The following is a 22,822-nucleotide window of genomic DNA, read 5'->3' as shown; positions in this document are numbered from 1 at the left end:
TCCCCTGTGTCGGTTGCGGCGTCACCGGCATGCGGTGCGCCGTGGTTTCAGCGGCCACCGCGTCGTGGCCGCGCCGGGCTCTCGCCCGGTTCTGCCTCCCGTGACGTGCGCCAGGCCGGTTTCGTCAGCCGCCACGGCCGGTGGTGTGCACCGCACGGCGCCGCAGGACGAATCCGGCGAGCACCGCGCAGAGCGCAGCGCCGAGCATCACGCGTTCGGTCCACGGTCCGAACCGGTCCGCCAGCGTAGTCGTTTCCCGCAGCGGCACGTCGGCGACCAGCGAATCGGCCGTGTACATCCCCGTCTGCTGCGCGACGGTACCGTCCGGCCGGACGACGGCGCTCACGCCACTGGTCGCGGCGACGACGACGGCGCGGCCGTGTTCGACCGCGCGCAGCCTGGCCATCGCGAGTTGCTGGTAGGTCATCTCGCCGTCGCCGAACCAGGCGTTGTTCGTCGGCAGCACGATCATGCGGGCGCCGGCGTTGACGGCGTCGCGGGACGGATAGTCGTAGGCGGCCTCGTAGCAGATCGCCGTGCCCACACGCGTGCCCGCGATGTCGAACACTCCCGGTTCGCGGCCCCAGCGCATGTCCCGCGTGTTGCCGACGAACGGGGTGAACCAGGCGGCGATCTCCCGCATCGGCACGTACTCGGAGAACGGCACGAGCTCCTGTTTGGTGTACCGCTCCCCCGGTCCCTCGCCGGGCCGCCAGGCGACGACGGCGTTGTCGGTCCTGCCGTCGTCGGTCCGGTACAGCGATCCGACGAGCGTGGGCGCGCCCAGCTCGTCGACGGCGGCGGTGACGTCCGGATCGCGGCCGCCGACGACGTCGACGGTGGTCTCCGGCCACACGACGAGATCCGGCCGGGGCACGTCACCGCGGTCGATCCTGGTGGCGAGCCGCTCGCTCTCGGCGAGCGCACCCGCGCGGATGGTGTCGCGCTCGCCGAGCAGGCCGATGCCCGCGTTCGGTGCGTTGCCCTGGACGACGGCCACGGTGCGGCTGCCCGCCTGGGCGTCGGTGCCGACCGCGGGCCAGAGCACCAGGCCGGCCAGCAGCGGCACGAGAGCGTAAGCGGCGGCGCGCGCGAGACCGGTCCACGGCGTGGCGCCGCTGCGGCGGAGGTGCACGATCAGCCGTGCGAGGCCGAAACCGGAGGTCAGGACTGCGAAGCCGACCAGCGGCGCGCCGCCGATCGCCGCGAGCGGGGTGTAGGCACCCTCGGGCTGGCTGAAGCCGATCCTGCCCCACGGGAATCCGTTCGCGGGCCAGCGGGAGCGGGCGTACTCCTGCAGCAGGAACACGAGCGCCAGCCACACCGGCGCTCCGGGAAGGCGGCCTGCCGGTGACATGAGCGCGGCGGCGACGGCGATGTACAGGGCCATGACCCCCGACAGCGCCAGCCACGGGCCGGGACCGAACTCCGCGCCGAGGAAATCGTCGATCCACAGCAGGTGCAGCAGGTTGAACGTCAGGCCGAACACGAGGCCGTAGCCCGCCGAGCCCCAGAGTCGCCTGCCGTGCAGGGCGAGCCCGAATCCGGCGAAGGCGACGGGGGCCAGCCACCACAACGGCCGGGGTGCGAACGCCAGGAACAGCACCGCGCCGGAGGCTGCGGCGAGCGCGAGCCTGCCGAGGACGGGCCGTAGTCGTTCCCATCGGGTGTCCTTCCCTCCTCGCGCGGGGCCGCGGTCGGCGGGAGGCGTGGGCGTGGTGTCCGCGGCCGGGTCGGCGGCGGAGGTGGCCGTCTGCTGCCTCGGCTCAGTCACGGGAGTGGATGACCTCACCGGCGCGGACGGTGCGCAGACACGTGGGCAGCGGCGCCTCCGGGTCGAGCGGCGGGAGCCCGGGGACCTGGGCGCGGGGGTCGGTCGACCACCGCTGCACGCGGCTGTCCGGCGCGGCGACGACCAGCTCCACCGGTTCCCAGATCGCGTAGTGGGCGGGCGCGCCGGGCACGAGCGACCCGGTCACGCCGTCCTGCACACCCGCGGCGCGGTGCCCGCCGCGGGTGTGGGCGTTGAACGCGGCGCGCGGGGAGATGCCCGAGCCCGGCGTGCGGTGGTGCACGGCGGCCCGCACGCTCTCCCACGGCGCGAGAGGTGTGACGGGGGCGTCCGATCCGAACGCGAGCGGCACGCCGGCGGCCGCCAGTGTCGCGAACGGGTTCAGCCCGGCCGCGCGGTCGGCGCCCAGCCGGGTCGCGTACATGCCCTCGCGACCGCCCCAGTTGCCGTCGAACAGCGGCTGCATCGACGCGGCCACGTTGTAGCCCGCGAGAGCGTCGGCCTGCTGCGCGTCGATCATCTCGACGTGTTCGAGCCGGTGCCCCGCTCCCGCAAGCGCTCGCCTGCCGACCTGTTTCTCCGCCAGCCGGAAACCTTCGACGACTTCGCTGACGCCGGCGTCGCCGATGACGTGGAAGCCGGCCTGAACGCCCGCATCGGTGCACAGTGCGATGTGGTCGGCGATCTCGTGGGCGTCGAGGTAGCGGTTACCGGTGGTGTCGGCATCGGCGTACGGCGCGTGCAGTGCCGCGGTGCGGGAGCCGAGCGAGCCGTCGGCGAGCAGGTCGCCGGCCAGGCCGCGGGCGCCGAGCCTGCGGGCGGTGTCGACGGCGTCCTGTCCGCGCGCACCCCAGTAGCCGACGACCTCGGGCAGTCCGGGGTCGTCGCCCAGCTCCAGCAGCCCGCGCAGGTCCTCCTCGCTCGAGATGCCGGGTGCGGCGTTCTCGTGCACCGAGACGATTCCGCGGGCCGCGGCCTCCCGCAGGAAGGTCTCCTGCACGCGGCGCCGATGCTGCGGGGTGAGCGCGGCGCGGGACGCGGTGATGGCGCCGCTGTGCGCCTCCCGGGTCACCGGTCCGTCGTCGGACCAGCCGGGCAGCTGCCGGAGCCCCTGCGCGAGGTCGACGAGGGCGCTGGAGACGAGCGCCGAGTGCACGTCGACGCGGCTCAGGTACACGGGCGCCCCGCCCGCCGCGTCGTCGAGCTCGGCCCGGCTGGGCAGCCGGGGGTCGGTCCACCGCGTCTCGTCCCAGCCGTGCGCGATCAGCACCTCGCCGGGTGTGGCGGCGCGGCGGACGGCGGCGAGCAGTTCGCCCGCATCCCGCACGCGGGTCAGGTCGACGCCGGCCAGGTGCAGGCCTGCGTTGGTGGCGTGCACGTGCGCGTCGACGAATCCGGGGGTGACGAAGGCCCCGGCGAGGTCGAGTATCTCGGCGTCCGGGTGCAGTGCCCGTCCCGGACCGTCCTGGCCGACCCACACGACGGTGCCGTCCGTGACGGCCATCGCCGTGGCGTCGTTCGAGGCGGGCGTGTGGATGTGCCCGCCGAGCAGCAGTGTCGTGTGGGAAGCGGTGCGGGGACCTGCGGATCCAGCGGAAGAACTCGTCACGTCCGGCAGTGTGCCACGACGAACGGCGCGAGAATGTTTGCATCCAATTCTCGATATGACAGGATATTTTCAACGTATCCGCGAATTGAGGAGCAGATGTGACTGCGACCCAGGAGCCTGCTGCCGGCACACACCCGTCCGTGGCCGCCGACCAGGCGGGCCGGTACGGCGTCGAACAGCCCTACGAGTACCGGCGCGCCGAGCTGGCCGAACCCGATTGGCGCCGGTTCCCCGGTTGGCGCGATGTGACCGAGGCGCAATGGCGCGACGCCCAGTGGCAGCGAGTCCACTGCGTCCGCAACCTCAAGCAGCTCCGCACCGTGCTGGGCGACCTGGTCGAGGACCGGTTCTTCGACGACCTGGCCGCCGACCAGCGCGACATGGCGACCATGTCGATGCTGCTCCCGCCGCAGATGCTCAACACGATGGCGACACAGGCCGGCACCGACCCGCGGGAGTTCACCGACGCGCTGTACGCCGATCCGATTCGGCGCTACATGCTGCCGGTGCGCAGCGACCGCGACCCGGAGTGGCCGAGCCACCCGCACTCGGAACGCGACTCGCTGCACGAGGCGGAGATGTGGGTCGTCGAAGGGTTGACCCACCGCTACCCCACCAAGGTGCTCGCCGAGCTGCTGTCCACCTGCCCGCAGTACTGCGGGCACTGCACCCGCATGGACCTCGTCGGCAATTCGACCGAGCAGATCGACAAGCACAAGCTCGAACTCAAGCCGGTCGACCGGCAGGACCAGATCGTCGACTACCTCAAGCGCACCCCTGGCGTGCGCGACGTCGTGGTCTCCGGTGGTGACGTGGCCAACGTGCCGTGGCACCAGCTCGAGGCGTTCCTCATGCGACTGCTGGACATCGAGACCGTGCGCGACATCCGCCTCGCCACGAAGGCACTCGCGGGCCTGCCGCAGCACTGGCTGCAGCCCAAGGTCGTCGAAGGGCTCGAGCGGGTCGCGGGCACGGCGCGCCGGCGCGGGGTCAACCTCGCGATCCACACGCACGTCAACCACGCGCAGTCGGTGACGCCGCTCGTCGCCGAGGCCGCCAGGACAGCCCTCGAAGTGGGGGTGCGCGACGTGCGCAACCAGGGTGTGCTCATGCGCGGGGTCAACGACACGCCCGCGTCGTTGCTCGACCTGTGCTTCGCGCTGCAGGGCGAGGCGAACATCCTGCCGTACTACTTCTACATGTGCGACATGATCCCCAACGCCGAGCACTGGCGGCTCTCGGTCGCCGAGGCGCAGCATCTCCAGCACGCCATCATGGGCTACCTGCCCGGCTACGCGACGCCGCGCATCGTGTGCGACGTGCCGTACGTCGGCAAACGGTGGGTGCACCAGCTCGCCGAGTACGACCGCGAACGCGGTATCTCGTACTGGACGAAGAACTACCGCACCGGCATCGAACTGGACGACCCCGAGGCGCTCGAACGGCGCTATCCGTACTACGACCCGATCTCGACCCTGCCCGAGGCGGGCCGGAACTGGTGGACCGAGCACGGCTGACGGCAACGGGCGGGCCGGGGTGGTTGCGCGCAGCGCGTCGAGACCACCCCGGCCCGCCCCACCGCACGGTCACCCGCCGACGACGGCCTCCAGTTCCCGCAGCCGCGGCAGCGCGCGGTCGGTCAGCCGCTCGCGGCGAACCTCGCTGGAGACCGACAGACTGTCCTTCCACAGGGACCGGCCCGCCATCGCGCCACTCGCCCCGCCGTCGACCGCGACCTTCACCTGGCCGATGAACGTCTCGTGATCCACCCCGGCCGAGAGCACGGCCCACGGCACACCCGCGGCTGCCTCCGTCACCTGGGCGCACGCCTCGGCCGACCCCGGGTACTGCAGCTTGAGGACCTTGGCACCGCACTCGACGGCCAGCCGGGCCCCGTCGGCCACGAGTTTCGGGAACGCGGCGGCATAGTCCCCTTCGGACTCGCCGTCGAGGCGGTACGTCAGCAGCTCGACGATCAGCAGTACGCCCTCGTCGGCGCACGCGCGCACCAGCTCACGGATCTGGTCGGCCACGGCCGAATCCGGTCCCTGCCGGTCGGGCCGTGTGTAGAACAGCATCTTCGCCACGTCCCCGCCGAGGTCGCGCACGGTGCGGGCGGTCACCCCCGGCACGTACCGCGTGTAGCGCAGCCCGTCGACCGTCTCGTAGCCTGACGCGTCCATCCCCACGACCAAGCCCGTGTCCCGTGCCAACGTGCCGTCGTCGACGACCTTCGGCAGTGCGACCTCGGCGTCCAGCAGGATCGCGGGCGCCTGATTGGCCAGATGCGCCACGAGGTCGCTCTTCGCCGCGGCCAACTCGTCCGCACTGATCCCGGACGGCCCTTCGGGTGCATCGTCCATGGCCTTCTTCATGCCGTTGCGCTGGTCGGCGGCGACGATCAGCATCCGTCCTGCCTGCGTGGAGATCGCGGCGAGACCGCGGCGTTCGGACGTGGTCAGGCTGTTCATTCTTTCCTCCTGTGTTCTGATGCGGTCTCGGGTTGGTGTGCGGCCTCCGGGCACGGGTCTCAGTGCGCCGGGGCAGGCAACAGACCGGCGGCGACACGCGCCGCGCCGAACGCGGTTTCCTGCGCCCTGCCGGACACGGCCAACTGCGGCAACACTTCGGCGCGGGCGCGCTGCACGCTGCGCATGCCCGCCCAACCGCCGGTGAGCGTCGCCGACGTCGCCGGCGGCACTTCCCGGTCGAGCGCGGCGACGAGCGTCCGGATCTCGTCGTTGCTGTGGCGCAGTACGGCGCCGAACACCTCGGCCGGGCCGGCACCGTCGGTCCGTACGGTCACCGCGAGGTCGCCGTCGTCGTTGCGGGCGCCCGAGACCTCCAGCCCGCCCGCGGGCAGCTCTCCCTCGTAGGGCAGCGCCATCACGGCCTCGTCGAGCCGGTCGCGCCCGGCGCGGTCGGTGATGCCGAACGTCTGCATCGCACGCCGCAGCAGCAAGCCGGTCTTCACGCCGGCGACGAGCACGTGCTTGCCGTCCGCGACATGGCGCACCTCGTTGATCAACCGTCCGGCGAGTCGGGCGCGAGCCGCATAACCGAGCGGCTCGTCGATCACCCGCAGCAGTACCTCCGCCGTGCCCATCGACACGTGATACCGACCGGGTCGAATCGGGCCGTCGGCCTCGGCGGCCACGAGGTGGTCGTGGCCCGCGACGGCGATCCGGGCGCCTGCCACGGCCGCCGGGAATTCCCCCGACACCGCGCCCAGGTCGGTGCCTGCGGGCTCGATCGGCGCCAACAGACCGTCATCGGCGCCCAACTCGGCGAGCATCGCGGGCCACGGCTCGCCGGTGTCCTGGTCGAGCAGTCCGGTGCGCGAGGCCAGCGAAGCTTCCAGTGACGGACGGCCACCCAGCACGGTCGCGGCGAACTCGGGCAGGTTGAGCCACCGGAGCCCGGCCAACCGCAGCCCGCCGTCACGCAGGTACGCCAGCTTCGCCACCGACGTCTGCGCCCCCAACGGCAGGCCCGTCCGTCCCGCGAACTCGGTGCGGATCTCCGCGGGGAAAGCCGCGATCTGCTCGCCGCCGCGTGGATCGAACCACGCGAATGCCGGCGCGACGACACAGCCGGCCCGGTCGAGCAGCACACCGCTCTCCCCCATGCCGGACACCGCGACGGCGTCGATCCGCTTGTCTGTGACTGCGGCCAACCGCTCGATCGCACCGCCGAGGAGTCGGTGCAGCACGGCGTGCAACCGGTCGGCCGGCAAATCGGTCGTACCGTCCGGCCCGTGCCGCCACGGCGTCGGTATCTGTTCGAGCGCCAGCTCCGTTCCGTCCTCGTCGACCACCAGCATCTTGACCGTGGTACTCCCGAGATCGATCCCCGCCACGAGGCCGCCGCTCATCGACCCGCCCTTTCCCGAAGTCCGCCTATGACTCCGGTGACATGCCTATTCATGACACCGGTGACTTGCACGGCTATCATCGGGAGCATGGCGTCGCATTGTCAAACCGACCGGCCGCTCGCGATCGGCGTCTCGGGCCCGGCCGGGAGCGGGAAGACGACGCTCGGCCGGGAGCTCGCCACCGCACTCGGAGCGCCGTTGCTGGACCTGGACTCACTCACGACGCCGCTGCTCGACCGGCTGCACGGACCGGTTCTCGCCGAGCACTGGCTCGCCCCTCCGCACGGCGACACGATCCGCGATGCCCGCTACGCGGCGTTACGCGCCACCGCCGCCGACGTCGCGGCGACCGCGGGCACGGCCCTGCTCGTCGCGCCGTTCACCGCCGAGCTCGCAGGCGGACGCGCCTGGCGGGAACTCACCGAGGCGCTCGCCCCGGCCGAACTACGTATCGTGCACCTGCGCGGCACCCCCGAACTGTTCGCGCGCCGGCGGGCCGGCCGCGGCGCAGCCCGCGACGCGCACCGGCCGGCCGACTCACCGCCCGCCGCACCCGCCGTCCCGCACATCGCTGTGGACGCGGAGCTCACGCCGCAGCAGCAGTGTTTCCGGGTACGGCGCACGCTGGGCCACCGCGTTCCGATCGACCCGGCAGCTACCGTGTTCCACCGGCCTTTCGACGCAGTCCTGTTCGATGTGGACGGTGTACTGGTGGATTCGACCGCCTCGGTACTGCGGTCCTGGGAACGACTCGCCGACGACCTCGACATCCCACCGGCCACGGTGGCGCAGAACCACGGCCGCCCGGCCCGTGCTCTCCTCTCCCAGCTCCTGCCCCCAGCCCGCCTGACCGAGGGGATGCAGCGCATCGAGCGACTCGAGGCCGGCGACGCGGCCGCGGTCACCGAGGTGCCGGGAGCCCGCGCCCTCCTCGATGCGCTTCCCGTGACGCGATACGGGCTGGTGACGTCCGGTACGCCCGCGATCGCCCGCGCGCGACTGGGCGCCGCCGGGATCACCCCACCTCCGGTGCTGGTCACGGCCGACGACGTGCATGCCGGCAAGCCCGATCCGGAGCCCTATCGGCTCGCGGCACAGCGGCTGGGTGTCGCGCCGGAACGATGCCTGGTCGTCGAGGACGCGCCGGCCGGGGTCGCCGCCGCCCGCGCAGCCGGATGTGCGGTGATCGGCATGCTCGGCACGGTCGCCCCCGGCGGACTGGCTGCGGCCGACGTGCTCGTGGACGGCCTGGACCGCCTCATCGTCTCCGTCGACGGAGCGGGCATCCGGCTGACACCGGACTCGGGCTGACACTCGGCGGCCCGAGGTTCGTTCACCGGCCTGCGGCGCAGGATTCACGCTCGATGAGGCGCACCGGCAGTACCGTTCGCCTCCGGTACCGGCGTTTCGGATACTCCAGCCGGTCGAACACGCGCCGGGCCGCGTGGTCGCCGAGCAACGCCGGATCCTGGTCGATCACCGTCATCGAGGGGCTGATCATGTCCGCCATAGGGAAATCGCCGAATCCGACCACGGCGAAACGCCCGTCCCGCAGTTCGGGCACCAGGGCCATGCTGCTGCGGGCGTTCGACGAGAAGATCGCCGTCGGCGCGTCCGGCAACGCACTCAGCCTCGTCACGGCCGCGGCCGCGCTCTCCCGGTCGACCACGCCGAACACCTCGAGGGACTCGTCCCGATCGATGCCGTACTCGGCCAGGGCCTCCCGATAGCCGCGCAACCTGCTCCGGCCGGTCGGGACATCGGAGATGTCGGCGACGAACGCGATCCGCTCGTGACCGCGTTCCAACAGGTGGGTCACGCCCATGCGGGCGCCTCCCTCGTCGTCCTCCAGAAAGGCGTCGGCTGCGACGCCGCCGGGGGCACGGTCGACGAACACGATGGGAAGTCGCTCGGACCATCGCGTCAGGTACGAGTTGTCCGTGGCGACCGGAGCGATCACCAGGCCGCTGAGCGACTGCGACAGCAGCCGCCCGACGAGCGTGCCCTCCTGTTCGGCGTCCTCACCGATGGTGGTGACCATCGTTGACATGCCGTGTTCCACGGCCACGTGATTCACCGACTCGGCCACGGCCGCGAAGAACGGGTCGAGCAGGTCGGGAACGACGACCCCGACGACGGGAGCCCTGCCGTTGCGGAACGTAGTGGCCACCGCGTTCGGGACATAGCTCAGCTCCCGCATGGCCAGCTCGACCCGCGTCCTCGTCTCCGGCAACACGTGCTCGTCGTTGTTGAACACACGCGACACGGTCTTCGCGCTCACTCCGGCGAGCGCGGCGACATCTCGCATCGTGGTCATGAGATTCGGGCCGGACCTTTCGACGAGGGGACGTGCCGGACACATCGGCTTCGGGCGCAGTGTATCGATTCCCGGCACCGGCGTTCGAACCTCGGATCCCGGCCTCGGCATCGACGGATCCCGAGGCGCTCGCGAGCCACACCGCCTCACATGACGGGAAACGGTGTATGACACCGGTGACGTAGTTCAGCTTGACATCGGTGACATGACGCCGTCTACTGTGCCGGTGCGGTCGCCGTCGCGCGCAGCCGCATACCCCGGGTGAGAAGCACCCGGCCGCAGCCGTCGCGGTTCGTCGCGATGCGGAAACGAGACAACGGGAGTCGACAGATGAACGACAGCGCTGTCGTCGGCAGCGCCAGTCCGCGCAAGGGCGCGGGCATGGGCGCCACGGTGATCGCGGCATTCGGTGGCCTACTGTTCGGTTACGACACCGGCATCATCTCCGCGGCACTGCTGTACATCGGGCCGGAGTTCGGCCTCAGCGATCAGGCCAAGGAGTTCGTCGTCGCATCGCTGCTGGTCGGCGCGATCATCGGCGTCGCGGCGGGCGGTGCGATCATGGACCGGCTCGGCAGGCGCCGGACGCTGCTTGCCGTCGCCGTGCTGTTCCTCGCCGGTGCGGTCGCCTCGGGACTGGCGGCCTCGACGACGATCCTCCTGGCGGCTCGGATCGTGCTGGGCCTGGCGATCGGTGCGGCCTCGGTTGCGGTTCCCGCTTACATAGCCGAGATCGCGCCCGCACACCTGCGTGGCCGGCTGGTCTCGGTGAACCAGCTGATGATCTCGTCCGGGATCCTGATCTCGTACGTCACCGGCTACGTGCTGTCCGATACACAGGCGTGGCGCTGGATGCTCGCCGTCGCGGCCGTACCGGCCGTGATCATGCTGGCGGCGCTGCCGATGCTGCCGGAGAGCCCACGCTGGCTCCTGTCACAGGGCCGTGAACAGGAGGCGCGGGCACTACTGCAACGCACCCGTTCCGCGGCCGCCGTCGACGACGAGGTCGCCGAGATCACCGCCGCGATGCGCGCGGAGAACCGCCACACCTTCCGGGACCTGCTCTCGTCCCGATTCCGGCCGGGGATCGTCCTCGGCGTCGGTGTGGCCGCGACCAACCAGCTCGTCGGCGTCAACGCCGTCACCTACTACACCCCGACCCTGCTCACCGGCTCGGGCTTCGGCGACTCGGCGGCGATCCTCTCGTCGGTCGGCCTCGGCATCGCCAATGTCGGTTTCACCCTCGTCGGCCTGCTGCTCGTCGACCGGATCGGCAGGCGCCCACTGGTACTCGGCGGCACCGCACTCGTCGTGCTGTCGCTGGTCGTGATCGGAGCGGTGTACGCGTTCACCGACCTCGAAGGGATCTGGGCCGGCGTGCTGCTGACGTTCCTCATGATCTACCAGGCATCGTTCTCCGCGAGTCTCGGCCTGGCGATGTGGTTGGTCAACAGTGAGGTGTTCCCGACGGAGGTGCGTGGCAAGGCCGGGAGCGCCGGCCTCGCCACGCACTGGATCCTGAATCTCCTCATCTCGGTGACCGTGCTGACGACGATCAACGCGCTGTCGCCGAGCGGGCTGTTCTGGCTCTACGCCGTCCTCGGTGGCCTCGGCCTGCTGTTCCTCCACCGCAAGTTGCCCGAGACGCGCGGGCGCACGCTCGAAGAGGTCGACGCCCAGCTCAACGGTCAGCCCGCCGCACGCACCACCGTCGCGAGCTGAGCCGAGATCCAGCCGGTGCGCGTGGTCACGAACCGATCGACCACGCGCACCGGCGTGCGCCGGGGTTTCACCCGGAACCGGGTGGCCCGTCGAGCACGGTGGGCGCGTACTCGAGCAGTTGGAGCCCGCCCTCGAAGGTGCGATGCTCGATCAGCTCGAGCGCAAGGTCCGGGTACCCGTCGAAGATCCGGTCCCGTCCGCTCGCACCCGTGACGACGGGGAACACGACGAGCCGGAACCGGTCCGCCAGCCCGGCCCGCAGCAGCGACCGGCACAGGCTGACACTGCCGAGCGTGCGCATGGGACGACCACCGCCGTCCTTCCAGTCGCGCACCGTGTCGACGGCCTCGTCGGTGACCAGCTCGGTGTTGTCCCACACCAGCGGCGCCTGCAACGTCGAGGAGAACACCACTTTCGGGGTCGCGGTCAGCTGCGCCATGCCGGGGTCGCCGCGCGCATCGGCCGCGAATCCGGACATCAACCGGTACGTCGTCGCGCCCATGAGCAGGGTGAACTCGGCCGCTCCGTCCTCGTCGAGCCAGGCGAGGTACTCCGGTGATTCCATCCCCCAGAACCCCGGCCAGCCCTCGGCGGCACCGTAACCGTCGAGGGAAGTGATGAAGTCGACCATCAGGTCCGGCATCGCACGCTCGCTTCGCTCCCGGGGACGATTCCGAGAATTCTTCCGTACTCCGAGCCCGAACGCACTACAGTCTCCGCTCATGCGGCGACGACGGTGGCCGGGGCGCGTCCGCGTGCCCCTGGCGTGGCGGACGGCGCCGAGGGCCGCGCTGTCGAGTCCGCTGGTCGTGCTCGTCACCGCGGCCACCGCTCTGCTCACCTGTTTTCTCGCAACGGCCACCCCGCTGCACACCGCCGCCACCGCGGGCGCGGCGATCGCGGGCCGCGCCGAGAGCGTCTGCCAGGACCAGTACGGCCCGTTCTTCAACGCCCGCTCGCTGACCCCGTCGGAGGCCGCCCTCGTGGCCGACACTGTGCGCACCCGCGCGCCCGAGCACGGGTTCGGCCGTCCCGTCGTCGGGCTGTACACGCCGGTGGGAGCCGCCGATTTCGGCGACGAGACGTACCGGTTCCGGCTCGCCTACCGTGACGGCGGTGTCGACGACCTCGACCTGCTGCGCGGCACCCGTGCCTCCGGGCTCTGGCTCGGCTCCGAACTCGCCGACGCCGAGAACATCCCGCTCGGCACCCGCGGCCACGGCGGCGCGTTGCCGCCGACCACCGGCGTGTACCGGGATCTGCGCCTTCCCGCACCCGGCCCGTGGTGCTCGGCCCGCGACATGGCGATCACCAACCGGCTCGTCGACCACATCGAGACCGGCGCGATCGTCTTCGCCACCGACCGGGACACCTTCGACCGGGCCGCCGCGCACTTCGACCGCCTGGAACGCGCCGTCGTCGGCTTCCGGATGCCGCCGCCGTCGACCCTCGCCGAGGCGCAGGACCGCGCCGCACGAGCCCGCGCCCTGATCGCCGACGTCGACGCCGATCTACGGGCCCGCGGGTACGCCGACCTCGTGCACGGCTCGGTCCCCTTCCAACGATCCATCGAGCTCGCGAACCGGGCCGAAACGAACGTGGGCCTGTCGATCCTGCCGCTGGCGATCCTGGCGGTGCTGGTCGGCTGCGCAGGGGCGGGCACGCTCGCGGTGCAGTGGTATCAGCGCCGCCATGCCGGGATCAGGCTGCTCTCCTCCCGCGGGTACGGGCCAGGGGCGCTCGGCCTGCTGGCGCTGGCCGAACTGGGCCTGCCCGTCACACTCGGCGGCATGGCGGGCATTCTGTCGGCCCGCGTGCTGCTGCCCGGCTACGGGCCGCCCGGCGAGCTCGCCCCGGCCGCGTTCTGGACGGCGGCGGCGTGCGGGGTGGGCGCCCTCATGCTGGCGCTGGCACTGGTGGCGGCGGTCGTGGCGGTGCGTGCGCACCGGGAGTTCCAGCTGGGTCGTGCCGCCACACGTGGGGCCCGGCGCCGACTGGCGGCCCACCTGCCGTGGGAGCTCGCCACCGCGGCCGTGGCCTGGGCCGGCTGGCTGCGCCTCGCCGAGTACGGCGGCACGTCCCGGTTCGGCGATCCGCTCCCCCAGGTTCATCCGCTGGCCCTGACCTACCCCGTCGCGGTGGTGCTCACCGTCGGGATCGTCGTCGCCCGGCTGACGTTCCTCGTGCTGCGGTTCTCGCATCGGGCCCGGCTGTGGTCGCGGCCCGCGCTGCAACTCGCGATCCGCCGGCTCGCCGGCGCCCGCGCCGCGGTGGTCGGCGTGCTGGTGATCGCCATGCTCGCCGTCGGCACCCTCGCGGTCGGCACCGGCGTGGCCGAGGGGCAGCGCAGCGCGCTCGCGAACAAGACGGGTATGTACGTCGGAGCCGAGTCCTCCGTGGACGTCGAGCGCACCGTCGGCACCGGGGAGACCGCACTGCCCGAGGGCGCCCGGACCGGCACCTCGCTCGTAGGCCGGTTCAACTCCACGGCGGGCGGAGCCACCGTCGCCGTCGTCGACCCCGAGACCTTCGTCGACGCCGCTTGGACCGCCACGTCGGACGACACGCGGATCCGCGAACTGCTGAAACGCATCTCCGAGCCGGCAGGCGGCGCGCTACCGGCCATCAGTACCGGCCCATCAGATGCGGCGCCTCCCACCGTGGCGGGCCTGCCGCCACTCGACGTGACCGCCCGGCTCGACTCCTTCCCGCTGCTGGGCAGCGAACCCGGGTTCGTCGTCTCCCGGGCAGCCCTCACCGACGAACAGCTGACCGAGATTCCGCAGTGGACGGTGCTGTCGTCGGGGCCGCTGCACGAGCTCACGACCGCATTCAGCGACGCGGGCCTGGTGCATCCGAACGCCGAGAGCCGAGGCGACGTGCTCGACGCGTTGCCGTTCCACGTCGTCGAATGGACGTTCTCGTTCGTCACACTGCTGGGCATCGTCCTCGCCGTGGTCGCCGTGCTGATCCTGGTCGTGGCCGTCGAGACCCGTCGCAGGCAGAACGCCCTCGCAGCGACGCTGCTGACGCGGATGGGGATGCGCCCGTCGGCGCTGTTGCGCTCCCAGCTGGCCGAGCTGGCCGCGATCGGCGGGCTCGCCACCGTCGCCGGCCTGGTGAGCGGTGTGACCGTGGCGGCGGTCTCCGTGCGCCAGTTCGATCCGGTCCGCTGGCTCGCGCCCGTGCCCGAGCTGCCCGACCTCGCGGGCTTGATCGCGACCGTGGCCGGAGTGAGCACCGTCGTGGTGTTGCTGACCGCACTGCTCGCCGTGCGGTCGGCGCGCACCGCCGTCCCCGCGGAGTTGCTCCGTGCCTGAATCGCCGACCGACCACGTCACCTACCGGCTCCGGTCCGTGGGCGTCGACTACGCGACCCCGGCCGGTCCGGTGGCGGGCGCGCGGGACGTCACCCTCGACATCCCCGCCTCCGGTATGACCGTGCTCGCGGGCCCGTCGGGGTCCGGCAAGTCGACGCTGCTGCGCGTGCTGGGACTGGTCGAACACCCCGACCGCGGGTCCGTGGAACTGGACGGTACGGCCGTCACCGGACTCTCCCACCGGCACCGGCGGGCACTGCGCCGCGACCGGATCAGCCTCGTGTTCCAGAACCCGGTGGACAACCTGCTGCCCCAGCTGTCGGTCACCGGCAACCTCAGGGCCGCCGCCGAATCCGCAGGCCACCGCCACGCCGACGACGACATCCTCGGCGAACTGGGCCTCGCGGGCACCTGTGACTGGAACGTCTCGGCACTGTCGGGCGGGCAGCAGCAGCGGCTCGCGTTCGGGTGCGCACTGGCCCGCCGCACCCCGGTGATCCTCGCCGACGAACCGACGTCCCAATTGGACGACGTATCGGCCGCGCGGGTACTGGATGTGCTGCGCCGACTCGCCGCACGCGACCTCACCGTCGTCGTCACCTCCCACGACGGCCGCCTCATCGAACTGGCCACCCACCTCGTCCGGCTCCGCGACGGCGCGCTGCACGACGTCACGCCCCCGGAGGGGCACGATCCACGGAAGGGAGCCGGCACCTCATGACCGCCACCGATCCGACAACCGGCTCGGCAGGCACCTCCGGGCTCGTCGCAGCCGGTCTCCGCCGCAGCTTTCCGCACCCGGGCGGGGACGTCCACGTGCTCCGCGGCATCGACGTCACGGTCGGCGCCGGCGAACTGGTGACGATCGCCGGCCGCTCGGGGTCGGGGAAGAGCACGCTGCTGGCACTGCTGTCCGGTTTCGACACGGCCGACGCCGGTTCGGTGCGGATCGCGGGCGCACCCGTCACCGCGGACGTGCCGTGGCAACGGTGCGCGCTGCTGCCGCAGGCACTCGGACTGTTGCAGGAACTCACCGCCGGCGAGAACGTGGCGCTGCCGCTCCGGCTGACGCGCGTTCCGGACTCCGAGGTCACCGCGACCACGACCGAGTTGCTGGCGGCCCTGCGCCTCGACGGGCTCGCCGACCGCTACCCGCCCGAGCTGTCGTTCGGACAGCAGCAACGCGTCGCACTGGCCAGAGCGCTCGCGCCGCGCCCGGCCGTGCTCGTCGCCGACGAACCCACCGCCCACCTGGACGCCGGCACGGCCCCGGCGGTGCTGTCGCTGCTGCGCGGACACGCCGACGACGGCGGCGCCGTCCTCGTCGCCACCCACGACGACGCCGTGCACGCCATCGCCGACCGCCGACTCGAACTCGCGGGCGGTGCCGTTTCCGAGGCAGCCGGCGACACCGGCGGGACCGTCGCCGAGGACGCCACCCGCTGAGCCGGTCCCGCGCCCACCACGACGGCCACCGCGGCGTCCCGCCCACCCCGGGGCAGCGCAGCTTTCGGGACAGCGCCGCATTTCGGGAGACCGGCGCATTTCGGGAGACCGCCGTATCCGCACGCAACGCCACCGACCGTAGAATCACCGCGATGGCCAGATCTCGCTGGTGGCTCGGTGCATGTGCACTGGCCGGGGTTGCCCTGCTCGTCGCGGTGTTCACGCTGATGACGGCCGACCGACGACCCGATGACCGCACCGGCCCGCCCGGTCGCGGCCCACTCACCGTGGTCTCGATGGGTGACAGCACCGTCTCCGGCGAGGGCACGGGCGACTACACCGCCGCGACCGACGGCAAGAACGGCAACTGGTGCCACCGCTCCCCGCACGCCCTGGTCAACCACATCGAGCTGCGGGGCGTCACCGAACACGTGAACCTGGCCTGTTCCGGAGCGGCGTCGAAACACATCCGGCTGGGTGACAAGAAGCAGTGGACCGAGCCGTCCCAAGCGCAGCAGCTGCGGAAACTGGTCAAGGATCATAGGGTCGCGGCGGTTGTCGTGGGCATCGGCGCGAACGACGAACCGCAGTTCTCCCGCCTGATCTCGCAGTGTTTCACCGCGTGGTTCTCCGACGAGGCCGCGCCGTGCAACGAGGACATCCGATCCGACTGGCAGCAGCGCATCGACACGATGGTCCCGAAGGTCGCCGGTGCCCTGAACGACATCCGCACCGTGCTGCGCGAGGCCGGCTACCGACGCGACGACTACCAGCTCGTGCTGCAGTCCTACGCGTCACCGATCGGGCCGGACATGCCCGAGAACCTCCGCAACCTCGACGGCTGCCCGTTCCGCAGAGCCGACCTGCGCTGGGTTCGCGACACCGGTGCCGTCGACCTCGCCGCAGGCCTTCGCCGGGCGGCCTCGGAAGCTGAGGCCCGGTTCCTCGACCTCTCGCGCGCGGCACTGGGCCACGAGGCGTGCAGCGGCGGCGACGACAAGAGCTCGGAATGGTTCACGCGATTCACCGTCCGCTGGTCCGATCTGGAGCACGCCGACCGTGCGAGTCATGCCATCCAGGAATCGTTCCATCCCAATGCCCGCGGACACCGGCAGTTCGCACGCTGCATGAGCGAGTTCCTCGCATCCACAGAGGACTCCGCGGCCTGCCTCACGGGCGACGACGGGAACCTCCACCCGGCCGCATCGGTGACCGCCGAACACGGCCGGTGACCCGCGGGCGGGCCGTCACAGCGTCGGCGAACGCCCTTCGAACGGCGTGGACAGCACGACCGTCGTCCGGGTCGACACTTTCGCGACCTCCCGGATCCGCCGCAGGAGGTCCTCCAGCCCCAACGGGGACGGCACCCGCACCAGCAGGATGTACGACTCGTCGCCCGCCACCGAGTAGCACGACTCGATCTCGGGGATGTGCTCCAGCCGCTGCGGGTAGTCGTCGGGTGCCGCCGGGTCGTTGGGCGTGAGCGAGATCAGTGCCGTCAGCGGAAGACCGATCTGCTCGCCGTCCAGCTTGGCCGTGTAGCCGCGGATGACGCCACGCTGTTCGAGCCTGCGCACCCGCTGGTGGACCGCCGACACCGACAGGCCGACCCGCTCGGCGAGGTCGGTGAAACTGCGCCGCCCGTCGGCCGACAGCTCCGCCACGATCGCCTTGTCCAGCGGCTCCATCCCGGCGCCCGGTGTGCTCGCCCCGGATGCCGTCATGAGTCGAGCACGACCAGCTCGTGGGGGCGCGTGTTGAGCGGTTCGGCCCCGTCGGCCGTCACCACGACGATGTCCTCGATCCGCGCACCCCAGTGCCCTGCCGTGTAGATGCCGGGCTCGATGCTGAAGGCCATGCCCTCTTCGAGCGGCAGGTCGTTACCAGCCACGATGTAGGGCTCCTCGTGCACGTCCAGGCCGATGCCGTGGCCGGTGCGGTGGATGAACCGGTCGCCGTACCCGGCGTCGGCGATGATGTCGCGGGCCGCCGCGTCGACCGACTCGGCGCCGACCCCGGGACGCACCGCGTCCACGGCCGCCTGCTGGGCCCGCTGCAGCACCGCGTAGGTCGCGGCGACGTCGGGGTCCCGCGGCTCGCCGACGGCGTAGGTGCGGGTGGAGTCGGAGTTGTAGCCCTCCGGGATCGGACCGCCGATGTCGACGACCACGACGTCGCCCCGCTCGATGACCCGATCGGACACGTCGTGGTGCGGGCTCGCGCCGTTGGGGCCGGAGCCGACGATGACGAACTCGGCCGCGGTGTGGCCCTCCTCGAGGATCGCCGCGGTGATGTCGGCACCCACCTCGGCCTCGGTCCGGCCGGGGCGCAGCCACTCGCCCATCCGCGCGTGTACGCGGTCGATCGCGGCGCCGGCCTCGCGCAGTGCTGCGACCTCGGCCGCGTCCTTGCGCATCCGCAGTTCGCGCAGCACCTGACCGGCCAGCACCTGTTCGGCACCCGGCACGGCATCGCGCACACCCAGCACGTGCAGCGCGGCCATCATGTCGCTCACGGCGACCCGGCCCGCAGCACCGACCCGGTCGGCGACGAGGCGGTACGGGTCGTCGCCGTCGACCCAGGTGACGACGTCGATGCCGAGTTCCTCGGTCGGCACGTCGGAGTAGCCGGGCAGTTCCAGTTTCGGCACGACCAGCGCGGGCGGCGCATCACCCGCGGGCACGACGAGTGTCGTCAGCCGCTCGAACGAGCCGCCTGCCTGACCCACGAGATAGCGCAGGTCCGAGCCGGGCGCGATGAGCAGCGCGTCGGTACCGGCATCGGCGGCGGCCTTGCCGGCACGGTCGAGACGGGACCGCAACGTGGCGGCGTCGGGCGCGGGATTGTGCAGCGATCGGCGGGACATGAGCCCGACAATACCGAGCGGACCCGGGACGGGTCGTGGTCGGGCGAGCAGGCGCGTCCGGCTGTCACCCGTATCGGGCGACACCCGGCGCCTACGGCGTGCCCGCCCACGAGCCGGGACGTGCGAAGCTGTGGGGGTGAGCACCGGTTCCGTGGCGCTGCTCGACGCGGCGAGCCTGTATTTCCGTTCGTACTTCGCCCTTCCCGAGTCGATGACGGCTCCGGACGGCACCCCGGTGAACGCGGTCCGCGGGTTCGCCGACACCGTGGCGCGGATCCTCACCGACCGCAGGCCCGCCCGACTCGTGGCGTGCCTCGACGCCGACTGGCGACCGCAGTTCCGGGTGGACGCGCTGCCGAGCTACAAGGCGCACCGGGTCGCCGAGGAGGTCGAAGCCGGTTCGGACGTCGAGGAAGTGCCCGACACGCTGACCCCGCAGGTACCGATCATTCTCGAACTGCTCGACGCGGCCGGTCTCGCTGTCGCCGAAGCAACCGGGTTCGAGGCCGACGACGTGATCGGCACGCTGACCGCGCGCGAGGCGACCGACCCCATCGAGGTGATCACCGGCGACCGGGACCTGTTCCAGCTCGTGCGCACCGAACCGACCCCCGCGTCGGTGATCTACGTCGGCAAGGGCTGGGCCAAGGCCGAGATCCTCGCCCCCGAAGGCCTCGCCGAGCGGTACGGCGTCCCGGCCGAGCGTGCCGGCGCGGCCTACGCGGACATGGCGATGCTCCGCGGCGATCCGTCCGACGGACTGCCGGGTGTCGCCGGTATCGGCGAGAAGACCGCCGCCAAACTCATCACGCAGTTCGGCTCCTTCGAAGCGCTGGTCGCGGCCGCCCGCGCCGAGAGCCCCGACCTACCGGTCAAGACCCGCGCCCGGCTCAACGACGCCGCCGAGTATCTCGCGGCCGCGCCGACCGTGGTACGGGTCGCGGCAGACGCACCGGTCGTGCTGTCCGGACCGGATGCCGTCCCGGCGGGTGCCGTCGACGAGCGACGGATACGGGACCTGGCCGAACGCTGGAACCTCGGCGGATCGGCGACCCGGCTGCTGGACGCGCTCGCGAACTACCGCACCTGAGGGCGGCGGCAGCCCGGCGGGTTCACGCGGCGTGGCAGCAGAACTCCGGCCCTGCGCACGCTACTCCGGCTCTGCGCACGCTGCTCCGCAGCCGACATGCGGAGCCCGCTATTCCGGGACGCCGATCCGGTAGCGGCCCTTCTCGGTCTCGACGGTGATCGAGACCGTGCGCTCACCGCCGGGCAGCTCGACGTAGCAGGTGAACGACGCGCCGACCTCGACCGGCTCGTTGCGCGGGCAGGACACCTCCCGTACCCGCTCCAGGCCGTAGTCCTCGGTCACCACACGCCGCACGTCGGCGTTCATCCGCTCGACGTCGAAGAACCGCACCGTCTCGGTCGGACTCGGCACGGGCGATGAGCCGGTGGCACCGTCGTCCGTGCCTGCCGTCGTGGAGGCGGAGGTGGTCTCGGCGGCCGCGCCGGTCCCCGGGGCCGGCTCCTCGTCGCCCAACGGCTGGTTGCATGCCGTCAGCCAGCCCAGGCACACGATTCCCGCGAGTACCGCAAGCGGACGTCTCCCCACGAGCCCCTCACTCGGTGTTGATCTGTTGTGGCTAGAAGAACGTACCGCACCACGGCGGCGCCGGGGTCGAGAACAGCCGGTCCGCCCGCAGCGCGGCACCAGGCGTGACCTCGCGGACACGTCCGGTGTCGACCAGTTGCGACGGCCGCCACGCCCCGAGGACGACCGTCGCGAGCGTGTCCACCGAGAGGTGCAGCTCCGCCGGACGATCGGTGCGTACCGCACCGTCGGGCCCGAGGTCGTAACGGCCCTCGTTGCCGGGAAACACCGGGTCGGTCACCTCGATGACGACGGGCTCGCCCTCGTAGGTGCGCGCGGCCAGTGCCGCCGCCACGTCGACGATCCGCAGCCACAGGTCGTCGAACTGCGCAGTGGTCGACACGGCGCGAGGGTCGGTGAGCAGCAGTTCGAGCGGTTCGTCGAGGGGACGCGCCGAGGCGGTGATCTCGCCGATCAGGTCGACCGACAGCAGGTAGCGCCAGAGTCCTGCGAACGCCTCCGGCCCGGCCGCCTGCAGCTCGATCAGGTTCAACGTCGCCGAACCGGGACGGGGCCGGTCCACGGAGTAGACGGCGAACCCGTCGACACCGCCTGCGCCCTCGTGCGTCACGGCGGTGACCGGGCCCTCCTCCCTGCCAAGATGGCTGCGCAGTCCGGCCCACCACTCGTCCGGACGGGCCAGCATGCCCGGCCGCGTCGCCATCGCCGGATACGCCGCCGCCCACCGTTCCATCGCGGAATCGAGGTTCTCGATGTTCACGCGTCCGCCAGCTGGCGCGTCCTGCCGGAGCTTCGCCCTGCGGACGTCCACTGTGTAGTCACGCGCCCAGGTGGCGATGCCGTAGCCGAACCGGCCGTAGATCGCCGATTCCGAGGCGTGCAATCCGGCCGCGACCAGCCCACGGTCGGCGAACTCGCGCAGCTGGGCATGCATGAGCTCGGTCAGCACGCCGCGACGGGTACGGTCGGCGCGCACGCCGACGCTCGTGACCGCACCGAGCGCGACGTCGCCCCCGCCGGGCAGCGTGATCGCCGAGTCGAACGACCGTGCGGTCCCGATCAGCGCACCGGAATCGACCTCGTGAACCCCGAGGCTGCGCGCCGACTGCAGGGCGGCCCGCAACCGCGGCCACTCGTCGTCGGTGATCGGTTTGGCGTGCAGCGTGGCGCGGAACAGCTCCTGCGAGGCGCGCAGCTCGTCGTCGGCCAGGGTCCGGACTTCGTGATCGGTCATGGCACCGATCATTTCCGACGGCACGACCGCCCCGCCACCGGATTCCGGTGTGACGAAGCCGTGCCACCGGCGGCTACTCCAGCCTGCCGACCTGGTAGCGGGCGTCCTCGCTCTTGACCGTGATCGTGACCTGTCGCGTCTCGCCTTCGACGTTCACGTCACAGGTGAACGTCTCGTCGACGGTGACCGGCTGGTCCTCCGGGCACGACACGCTCTGGACGCCTTCGACACCGTAGTTGTCGGTGAGCACGCGCTGCACGTCCTGGTTCATGGCCTCGGCGTCGAAGACCGTCTGGGTGAGAAAACCCGGGATCCAGAACAGCACGACCGCCGCCGCGGCCACGACAGCTACCACTGCACCCAGTCCAATCCACATGCCCGTACCGGAGTTGTTCTTCGACTTCTGCGGGGCCGGGCCCGCTGCACCCATACCGGGTGGTGGGCCGTACGGCTGCCCCGGCGGCGGGGTCTGGCCCGGCTGGGTGAACTGACCGGGTTGCTGGCCGGGCTGGGTGTACGACGCGGTCCCGTGACCTCCGGACTGCGGCGGCTGTCCGGGTTGGGTGAACTGCCCAGGCTGCCCCGGCTGACCAGGCTGCTGCGGGTACCCGGGCTGCTGCGGCGGCATCGGATGTCCGGGCGGCGGGGTCTGGCCCGGCGGATACCCCTGGGGCTGGCCGTAGCCCGGCTGCTGACCAGGCTGGCCCGGGTAACCGGGCTGGACCGGCTGCTGCGGATAGCCTGGCTGACCGGGTTGCGGGGGCGGTTGCTGGCCGGGGTACTGGCCGTAACCCGGCTGGCCCGGGAAACCGCCGGACGGCGGACCCGGAGGCGGTTGCTGGCCCCACTGCTGCGGGTCGTTGCCTCCGTACGGCGTGCTCATGGTCCTGCCTCCGCCAATCACCACCCGGCCGCCACGTCACCTGCGCGACCCGTCCCGGGCATTTCTCGTCCATGCGTCGCGTGTGATCCAACCACAACGTCGTGCGACGGGTGCGTGAAGGTCACACGCCGTGCACCGGGTCCC

The 22,822-nt window shown here is 71.7% G+C and carries 19 protein-coding genes; 8 read left to right on the top strand and 11 right to left on the bottom strand.

Annotated features, from left to right (window positions below; all coding sequences use genetic code 11):
• Positions 1 to 124: 124 nt before the first annotated feature.
• Together lnt and LY12_RS07490 are read right to left on the bottom strand one after the other, a co-directional pair.
• Entirely contained in the window at positions 125 to 1,774 is a 1,650-nt protein-coding gene (gene lnt / locus LY12_RS07495) for an apolipoprotein N-acyltransferase (RefSeq protein ID WP_372493459.1), read from the bottom strand.
• Complete coding sequence (locus LY12_RS07490) at positions 1,767 to 3,401, bottom strand: amidohydrolase (RefSeq protein WP_253854281.1); 1,635 nt, start codon at positions 3,399 to 3,401, stop codon at positions 1,767 to 1,769. The genes lnt and LY12_RS07490 overlap by 8 nt, the downstream gene beginning before the upstream one ends.
• A gap of 98 nt (positions 3,402 to 3,499) precedes the next feature.
• Between LY12_RS07490 and LY12_RS07485 the strand changes: the two genes are divergently transcribed.
• The gene (locus LY12_RS07485) at positions 3,500 to 4,918 is read left to right on the top strand and encodes a KamA family radical SAM protein (protein WP_372493458.1); all 1,419 of its coding nucleotides are present in this window, start codon (positions 3,500 to 3,502) and stop codon (positions 4,916 to 4,918) included.
• A gap of 69 nt (positions 4,919 to 4,987) precedes the next feature.
• On the opposite strand, the gene LY12_RS07480 is transcribed toward LY12_RS07485, so the two are convergent.
• Together LY12_RS07480 and LY12_RS07475 are read right to left on the bottom strand one after the other, a co-directional pair.
• Positions 4,988 to 5,872, bottom strand: coding sequence for a tagatose-bisphosphate aldolase (locus LY12_RS07480; protein ID WP_253854279.1), 885 nt, complete (start codon positions 5,870 to 5,872; stop codon positions 4,988 to 4,990).
• Between the two features lie 59 nt (positions 5,873 to 5,931).
• Positions 5,932 to 7,275 (bottom strand): FGGY-family carbohydrate kinase, encoded by a 1,344-nt coding sequence (locus LY12_RS07475; RefSeq protein WP_253854277.1) that lies wholly within the window; start codon positions 7,273 to 7,275, stop codon positions 5,932 to 5,934.
• A gap of 87 nt (positions 7,276 to 7,362) precedes the next feature.
• Here LY12_RS07475 and LY12_RS07470 point away from each other — a divergent pair, with 87 nt between their 5' ends.
• Positions 7,363 to 8,586: an HAD-IA family hydrolase gene (locus tag LY12_RS07470; protein WP_253854275.1), complete on the top strand. Its 1,224-nt coding sequence runs from the start codon at positions 7,363 to 7,365 to the stop codon at positions 8,584 to 8,586.
• 22 nt (positions 8,587 to 8,608) lie between these two features.
• Here LY12_RS07470 and LY12_RS07465 read toward each other — a convergent pair whose 3' ends face one another.
• A complete protein-coding gene (locus LY12_RS07465; protein WP_253854273.1) occupies positions 8,609 to 9,592 on the bottom strand; it encodes a LacI family DNA-binding transcriptional regulator in 984 nt (327 codons plus the stop codon).
• A 330-nt stretch (positions 9,593 to 9,922) separates the two neighbouring features.
• Between LY12_RS07465 and LY12_RS07460 the strand changes: the two genes are divergently transcribed.
• Positions 9,923 to 11,314 (top strand): sugar porter family MFS transporter, encoded by a 1,392-nt coding sequence (locus LY12_RS07460; RefSeq protein ID WP_253854271.1) that lies wholly within the window; start codon positions 9,923 to 9,925, stop codon positions 11,312 to 11,314.
• Between the two features lie 67 nt (positions 11,315 to 11,381).
• Here LY12_RS07460 and LY12_RS07455 read toward each other — a convergent pair whose 3' ends face one another.
• Positions 11,382 to 11,957, bottom strand: coding sequence for a dihydrofolate reductase family protein (locus LY12_RS07455; protein WP_253854269.1), 576 nt, complete (start codon positions 11,955 to 11,957; stop codon positions 11,382 to 11,384).
• 79 nt (positions 11,958 to 12,036) lie between these two features.
• Between LY12_RS07455 and LY12_RS07450 the strand changes: the two genes are divergently transcribed.
• From LY12_RS07450 to LY12_RS07435, 4 genes are all read left to right on the top strand, one after another.
• Positions 12,037 to 14,634 (top strand): permease-like cell division protein FtsX, encoded by a 2,598-nt coding sequence (locus tag LY12_RS07450; RefSeq protein WP_253854267.1) that lies wholly within the window; start codon positions 12,037 to 12,039, stop codon positions 14,632 to 14,634.
• Positions 14,627 to 15,355 carry an ABC transporter ATP-binding protein gene (locus LY12_RS07445; protein ID WP_253854265.1) on the top strand — a complete coding sequence of 243 codons (729 nt, stop codon included), beginning with the start codon at positions 14,627 to 14,629 and terminating at the stop codon, positions 15,353 to 15,355. The genes LY12_RS07450 and LY12_RS07445 overlap by 8 nt, the downstream gene beginning before the upstream one ends.
• Entirely contained in the window at positions 15,352 to 16,080 is a 729-nt protein-coding gene (locus tag LY12_RS07440) for an ABC transporter ATP-binding protein (RefSeq protein WP_253854263.1), read from the top strand. The genes LY12_RS07445 and LY12_RS07440 overlap by 4 nt, the downstream gene beginning before the upstream one ends.
• A gap of 152 nt (positions 16,081 to 16,232) precedes the next feature.
• On the top strand, positions 16,233 to 17,312 hold the full coding sequence (locus LY12_RS07435; protein ID WP_253854260.1) for a GDSL-type esterase/lipase family protein: 1,080 nt from the start codon (positions 16,233 to 16,235) through the stop codon (positions 17,310 to 17,312).
• Between the two features lie 15 nt (positions 17,313 to 17,327).
• On the opposite strand, the gene LY12_RS07430 is transcribed toward LY12_RS07435, so the two are convergent.
• Positions 17,328 to 17,804, bottom strand: a complete 477-nt coding sequence (locus LY12_RS07430) for an Lrp/AsnC family transcriptional regulator (RefSeq protein ID WP_253854258.1) — start codon at positions 17,802 to 17,804, stop codon at positions 17,328 to 17,330.
• Positions 17,801 to 18,946, bottom strand: coding sequence for a M24 family metallopeptidase (locus LY12_RS07425; RefSeq protein WP_253854256.1), 1,146 nt, complete (start codon positions 18,944 to 18,946; stop codon positions 17,801 to 17,803). The genes LY12_RS07430 and LY12_RS07425 overlap by 4 nt, the downstream gene beginning before the upstream one ends.
• Before the next feature lie 136 nt (positions 18,947 to 19,082).
• Here LY12_RS07425 and LY12_RS07420 point away from each other — a divergent pair, with 136 nt between their 5' ends.
• Complete coding sequence (locus LY12_RS07420; RefSeq protein WP_253854254.1) at positions 19,083 to 20,036, top strand: 5'-3' exonuclease; 954 nt, start codon at positions 19,083 to 19,085, stop codon at positions 20,034 to 20,036.
• Between the two features lie 108 nt (positions 20,037 to 20,144).
• Here LY12_RS07420 and LY12_RS07415 read toward each other — a convergent pair whose 3' ends face one another.
• The 3 genes from LY12_RS07415 to LY12_RS07405 all read right to left on the bottom strand — a co-directional run bounded on the left by LY12_RS07415 (position 20,145) and on the right by LY12_RS07405 (position 22,678).
• Positions 20,145 to 20,561 (bottom strand): DUF4333 domain-containing protein, encoded by a 417-nt coding sequence (locus tag LY12_RS07415; protein ID WP_253854252.1) that lies wholly within the window; start codon positions 20,559 to 20,561, stop codon positions 20,145 to 20,147.
• Positions 20,562 to 20,592: 31 nt separating this feature from the next.
• Positions 20,593 to 21,795, bottom strand: a complete 1,203-nt coding sequence (locus LY12_RS07410; protein WP_253854250.1) for a GNAT family N-acetyltransferase — start codon at positions 21,793 to 21,795, stop codon at positions 20,593 to 20,595.
• A gap of 73 nt (positions 21,796 to 21,868) precedes the next feature.
• A complete protein-coding gene (locus tag LY12_RS07405; RefSeq protein ID WP_253854248.1) occupies positions 21,869 to 22,678 on the bottom strand; it encodes a DUF4333 domain-containing protein in 810 nt (269 codons plus the stop codon).
• Positions 22,679 to 22,822 lie beyond the last annotated feature (144 nt).

It is taken from the genome of Prauserella alba, assembly GCF_024171735.1.
Classification (GTDB): Bacteria; Actinomycetota; Actinomycetes; order Mycobacteriales; family Pseudonocardiaceae; genus Prauserella; species Prauserella alba.
This window is presented reverse-complemented; position numbering and strand designations above follow the sequence as displayed.